The organism is Plastoroseomonas arctica (assembly GCF_018128965.1).
Lineage (GTDB): Bacteria > Pseudomonadota > Alphaproteobacteria > Acetobacterales > Acetobacteraceae > Plastoroseomonas > Plastoroseomonas arctica.
This window is the reverse complement of sequence record NZ_JAAEDH010000046.1, coordinates 1-6,436: the sequence shown is the minus strand read 5'-3', so window position 1 is coordinate 6,436 and position 6,436 is coordinate 1. Positions and strand designations below refer to the sequence as shown.

The following is a 6,436-nucleotide window of genomic DNA, read 5'->3' as shown; positions in this document are numbered from 1 at the left end:
GGCGGCCCCGGCATCCGGCGGCGCACCGGCCGCGGCACCGGCCGGCGCACCGGCGGGCGGCGCGGCGCGACCGTGAACATCTCCGCACCCTTCATCGCGCGGCCGATCGCGACGTCGCTGCTCGGCATCGCGGTGCTGCTGGTGGGCATCTATGGCTATCTGCGCCTGCCGGTCTCCTCGCTGCCCGAGGTCGATTTCCCGACCATCCAGGTGACCACGCAGCTGCCCGGTGCCTCGCCCGACACGGTGGCGGTGCTGGTCACCGCCTCGCTCGAACGCCAGCTTGCGCAGATCCCGGGGCTGGTCGAGATGCTGTCGGTGAGCGGGCCGTCGGTCAGCCGCATCACGCTGCAATTCGGGCTCTCGCGACGCATCGACGACGCCGCGCAGGATGTGCAGGCGGCGATCAACGCCGCACGCGGGACGCTTCCCTCGACGCTGCCCTACCCGCCCACCTACCAGAAGGTGAACCCGGCCGACCCGCCGATCCTGACGCTGGCGCTCACATCGGAGACGCTGCCGGTCTCGCGCCTGTCCGATGTGGTCGATACGCTGCTGGCACCACGCCTCGCGCAGGTCACCGGCGTGGGCCGCGTCGGCGTGCAGGGCAACATGCGCCCGGCGGTGCGACTACAGGTGGATCCGCGCCGGCTGGCCGCCTACCGGCTCAGCCTGGAGGATGTGCGCACGGCGGTCGCCGCCGCCAACGTGGCCGGGGCGAAGGGCTCGCTCGACGGGCCGGCGCAGACCTCCGCGGTGATGGCCAATGACCAGGTGACGACAGCGCAGGGCTTCTCCGACCTGGTGATCGCGTGGCGCGATTCCGCCCCGGTGCGGCTGCGCGACGTCGGCGTGGCCATCGAGGATCTGGAGAACACGCTCTCGGCCGCCTGGTTCGGCGGCGGCCCCGCCGTGCTGATCGACGTGCAGCGCCAGCCCGGTGCCAACATTGTCCAGACCGTGACCGCCATGCGCGCGCAGATCGAGACGCTGGAGCGCGCGCTGCCCGCCGGCGTGCGCCTGTCAATCGTCGCCGACCGCACCGAGACCATCCGTGCCTCGGTGTTCGAGGTGCAGCTCACGCTGGTCCTGGCCGTGGGCCTCGTGGTCGCGGTGATCTTCCTGTTCCTGCGCTCGCTGCGGGCCACCATCATCCCCGGCGTCGCGCTGCCGCTCTCCATCATCGGCACCTTCGCGGTGATGGCGTTGTGCGGCTTCTCAATGGACAACCTCTCGCTGATGGCGCTGACCATCGCGACGGGCTTCATCGTCGACGACGCCATCGTCATGATCGAGAACGTCGTGCGGCTGATCGAGAAGGGCATGCGCCCGCTCGAAGCGGCCTATGAGGGCGCGCGGCAGATCGGCTTCACCATCGTCTCGCTCACCGTCTCGCTGATCGCGGTGTTCATCCCGCTGCTGTTCATGGATGGCGTGGTGGGGCGGCTGTTCCGAGAATTCGCCCTGGTGCTGACCATCGCCGTCGTCGTGTCCATGTTCGTCTCGCTCACCATCACGCCGATGATGTGCGGGCTGCTGCTGCGGCCCACCGAGCAGGAGCGGCCGGGCTGGCTCAGCCGCCGCTTCGAGAGCGGCTTCGACGCCATGCTCCGCGGCTATGCCCGCACGCTGGACTGGGCGCTGCGGCGGGAGGCGCTGATGCTGGGCATCGCGGTCATCACGCTGGGCGGCACGGTGTGGCTCTACATCATCGCGCCCAAGGGCTTCCTGCCGTTGCAGGATACGGGCCTCATCACGGTGACGGTCGAGGCTCCGCAGGACGTGTCGTTCCGGCGCATGCAGGCGCTGCAGCGCAGTGCGGTCGAGGCGATCGCGCAGGATCCGGCGGTGGCGTCCACCACTTCGGTCGTCGGCGCGGGGACGCTGAACGCGGCGCAGAATTCCGGGCGGATCAGCGTGATCCTGAAGGCGCGCGGGGAGCGCGAGGGGATCGAGGCCATCACCGCGCGGCTGAACGCCCGCCTCGCGGCGATCCCGGGCATCGTCGCCTATCTGCAGCCGGTGCAGGACATCCAGATCGGCACGAGGCCCTCCAGCACGCAGTACCAGTACACGCTCACGGATTCCTCGCAGGCGGTGCTGGGCGAATGGGCGCCGCGCATCGTCGCCGCGCTGCGGGCTTTGCCCAACCTGCGCGACGTCGCCTCCGACCAGCGCGAGGACGGGCTGCGCATCGCCCTCGATGTGGATCGCGCCCGCGCCGCGCGACTCGGCGTGACCATGCAGGCGATCAACGACACGCTCTACGACGCCTTCGGCCAGCGCCAGATCTCGACCATATATGGCCAGTCGAACCAGTACCGTGTCGTACTCGAGGTGGACCCCGCCCAGGCCGGCGACCCCGCCGTGATCGGGATGCTGCGGGTGCCGGGCACCGCCAGCACCGATGGCAGCGGATCCAGCCAGGTGCCGCTCGCCGAGATCGCGGGCATCTCGCGCATCCCCGGTCCGCTGACGGTGACGCGGCAGAACCAGTTCCCGGCGGTGACGCTGAGCTTCAACCTCACGCCCGGCGCCTCGCTCGACAGCGCCATCACCGCCATCCGCGACGCCGAGATCCGTATCGGCATGCCCGACACCATGACCGGCAGCTTCGGTGGCGACGCGGCGGAATTCGCCCGCTCGCTCGAAGGCCAGGGCATACTGATCCTGGCCGCGATCGTGGTGATCTACATCGTGCTGGGCATGCTCTACGAGAGCGTGATCCATCCCATCACCATCCTGTCTACGCTGCCCTCGGCCGGCATCGGCGCGCTGCTCGCGCTCGATATCTGCGGGCTTGATCTGTCCGTGGTGGGGCTCATCGGCATCATCCTGCTGATGGGCATCGTGAAGAAGAACGCGATCATGATGATCGACTTCGCGCTCGAAGCGCAGCGCGAGCACGGCATGACGCCGCGCGAGGCCATCCGCGAGGCCTGCCTGCTGCGCTTCCGCCCGATCATGATGACGACGCTGGCCGCCTTGCTCGGCGCGGTGCCGCTGGTGCTCGCGCATGGTGCGGGGTCCGAGCTGCGGCTGCCGCTCGGTGTCTCGGTCATCGGTGGGCTGCTGCTGAGCCAGGTGATCACGCTCTACACCACGCCGGTCATCTACCTCGCGATGGAGTGGCTGCGCGCGCGGGCGATCGGGCTGGTGCGTCGCGACGCCCCCCCGCCGCCGGCGGCACCGGCGCCGGCGGAATAGGCGCATGGGCGGCTTCGTCACCCGGCCGATCGGCACGTCCCTGTTCGCCATCGCCATCGCGCTGATCGGCTTCGTCGCCTATTTCGCGCTGCCGGTGGCTCCGCTGCCGCGCGTCGACGTGCCGGTGATCGCGGTGACGGCGAGCCAGCCGGGTGCGGACCCCGCGATCATGGCCTCCTCGGTCGCGGCACCGCTGGAACGGCGCTTCGGCACCATCGCCGGCATCACCGAGATGACCTCGACCTCGAGCCTCGGCAGCACGGTCATCATCCTGCAGTTCGACCTCAACCGGTCGATCGAATCGGCCGCGCGCGACGTCCAGGCCGCGATCAACGCCGCGCAGGAGGACCTGCCCACCGGCCTCACCGCACCGCCGAGCTTCCGCCGGCTCAACCCCGCCGACCAGCCGGTGCTGATCCTGGCGATGACCTCGGACACGCTGACGCCGGGGCAGATGTACGACGTGGCGGACAGCGTAATCGGGCCGCGCCTGACCCAGGTCGACGGCGTGGCCAACGTCTCCATCGCCGGCGCCGAGCAGCCCGCCGTGCGCGTCGCCGTGGATCCGGCGGCGGCGACCAATGCAGGCGTGTCTTTCGAGGCGATCCGCACAGCGATCACGCGCGCGAACGTCACCCAGCCCTCCGGCCTCGTCGATGGTCCGGAGCAGTCGGCCGCGATCTATACCGGTGCCCCGATGTCCACGCCGGGCGATTTCGGCGCCATCATCATCCGCCACGTCAACGGTGCGATGGTGCGGCTGGATTCCGTCGCCACCGTCGAGGATGGCCCGCGCGACCGGCGCCAGTCGGGCCTGTATAATGGCCGCCCCGCGATCATTCTCACTGTCTTCAAGCAGGCCGATGCGAACGTGTTGGAGGTGGTCGACGGCATCCGCGCGCGGGTGCCGGATATCATGCGCTGGATCCCCGCGGGGATCGATATCACCCTGGTGCGCGATCGTTCGCAGACCATCCGCGCCAGCGTGAACGAGGTGAGCAACGCGTTGCTGATCTCGATCGCGCTCGTGGTGCTGGTGGTCGCGCTGTTCCTGCGCCGCGGCTCGGCGATCTTCGCGGCCGGCATCGCGGTGCCGCTGTCGCTGCTCGGCACGCTGGCGGTGATGTGGCTGCTGGGCTTCTCGCTGAACAATCTCACGCTCATGGCGCTGACCATCTCGGTGGGGTTCGTGGTCGACGATGCGATCGTGATGATCGAGAACATGGCGCGGCTGACCGAGACCGGCATGAAGCCGATCCCGGCCGCGATCCTCGCGGTGCGCCAGATCGGCTTCACCGTGATCTCGATGAGCGTGTCGCTGATCGCGGTGTTCATCCCGCTGCTGTTCCTGGGCGGCGTGGTCGGGCGCCTGTTCAATGAGTTCGCGATGACGCTCGCGGTCGCGGTGGCACTGTCCGCGGTCATCTCGCTCACCATCACGCCGATGGTCGCGGCCAATCTCGGGCGCCATCACCGCCCGCCGCCGGGCCGCTTCTCGCGCGGGTTCGAGCGCGGGATGGATGCGCTGGTCGATGCCTATGTGCGCAGCCTCGGCGTCGCGCTGCGCTGGCGGCGCGCGATGCTGGTGCTCACGCTCGCCCTCGTCGTGGGCACCGTCTACCTCTACCGCGTGGTGCCCAAGGCCTTCTTCCCGGACCAGGATGCAGGGTTGCTGGTGGGCTCGGTGCAGGCGCAGCCGGACACCTCCTTCCAAGCGATGGTCGGCTACCAGCGCCGCATCATGGAGGTGCTGCAGGCCGACCCCGCGGTGGCCGGCGTCACCGCCTCGGTCGGCGGCGGCGGATTCTTCGGCTCGTCGGGCAATATCCGCCTCCAGGTCGCGCTCAAGCCGGTGGAGGAGCGCCCCGGCGTCACCGGCTTTGACGTGGTCAACCGCCTGCGGGACCCCTTGGCGCGGGTCACCGGCGCGCAGACCTTCCTCCGCGTCCAGCCCGACATCAATCTCGGCGGTCGTCAGACGAATGCCGGCTACCAGTTCGTGCTGCTCACCTCGGATCTCGAGGAGCTGCAGCGCTGGAGCGAGGCGCTGGTGCGGCAGTTGCTCACCGTGCCGCAGCTGGCCGACGTCTCCTCCGACCAGCAGCGCACCGGCCTCGTCTCGCGCCTGATGATCGACCGCGAGGCGGCGGCGCGGCTCGGGGTGAACGTCTCCGATGTGGGCAATGCGCTGAACGACAGTTTCGCCCAGCGCCAGGTTTCGACCATCTATCGGACGCGCAACCAGTACCGGGTGATCCTGGAGGTCGATCCGCGGCTGACGGAATCGCCCGAGGACCTGATGCGCATCTTCGTCCCCGGCACCACCGGCCAGGTGCCGCTCGGCGCGCTGGTGAAGCTGGAGCGGGGCATCGCGCCGCGCTCAGTGACGCACCAAGGCAGCTTCGCGGCCTCGACCATCAGCTTCAACCTGCCCGATGGCGTGACGCTGGGCGAGGCTTCGGCGGCGATCGAGCGTGCCGCACTTGCGATCCAGATGCCCGCCTCCGTGCGCGGTGAATTCGCCGGCAATGCGGCCGCCTTCCAGGGCTTTCTCAGCGGCCTGCCGCTGCTGGTGCTGGCGGCGCTGGTGGTGATCTACCTCACGCTGGGAATGCTGTATGAGAACCTGCTGCACCCGCTGACCATCCTGTCCACGCTGCCCACCGCGGGGATCGGTGCGCTCCTGGCCCTGCTGGCCACGAACACGCCGTTCAGCCTGATCGGCTTCATCGGCGTGATCCTGCTGATGGGCATCGTGAAGAAGAACGCGATCATGATGATCGACTTCGCGATCCACCATCAGCGCGAGCAGGCCAGTGACGGCACCGACGCGATCCTGCTCGCCTGCCGGGAGCGGTTCCGCCCGATCCTGATGACGACGCTCGCCGGCATCTTCGGCGCGGTGCCGCTGGCCTTTGCGACCGGGCCGGGGGCGGAGCTGCGCCAGCCGCTGGGCATCACCATCATCGGCGGCATGATGCTGGCGCAGGTGATCACGCTCTACACGACGCCCGCGATCTACCTGAGCCTCGAGCGCCTCACCAGCCGACGCCGGGCGGCGCGCCTGGCGCTGACGGCGCCGGGCTGAGCTCAGCCCCGGCGTGGGGGGCGCTGCAGCCGCTCCGCCATCGGCCGCAACACCGCCTCGGCTGCGGCGAAGTCGCCCGCGGCGATCGCGCCATGGGCACGCTCGAGCCGCGCGCGCGTGCGTTCGCCGCGCGGCCGGCCG

Annotated in this window: 2 protein-coding genes; both read left to right on the top strand. The window is 69.8% G+C overall.

The genetic code is table 11. The annotated features are described in order from the left end of the window. The first annotated feature begins 72 nt into the window (after positions 1-72). Positions 73-3,207, top strand: a complete 3,135-nt coding sequence (locus GXW79_RS21235) for an efflux RND transporter permease subunit (protein WP_211876459.1) — start codon at positions 73-75, stop codon at positions 3,205-3,207. A gap of 4 nt (positions 3,208-3,211) precedes the next feature. Further along, positions 3,212-6,295 carry an efflux RND transporter permease subunit gene (locus GXW79_RS21230; RefSeq protein ID WP_211876458.1) on the top strand — a complete coding sequence of 1,028 codons (3,084 nt, stop codon included), beginning with the start codon at positions 3,212-3,214 and terminating at the stop codon, positions 6,293-6,295. Positions 6,296-6,436: the final 141 nt, after the last annotated feature.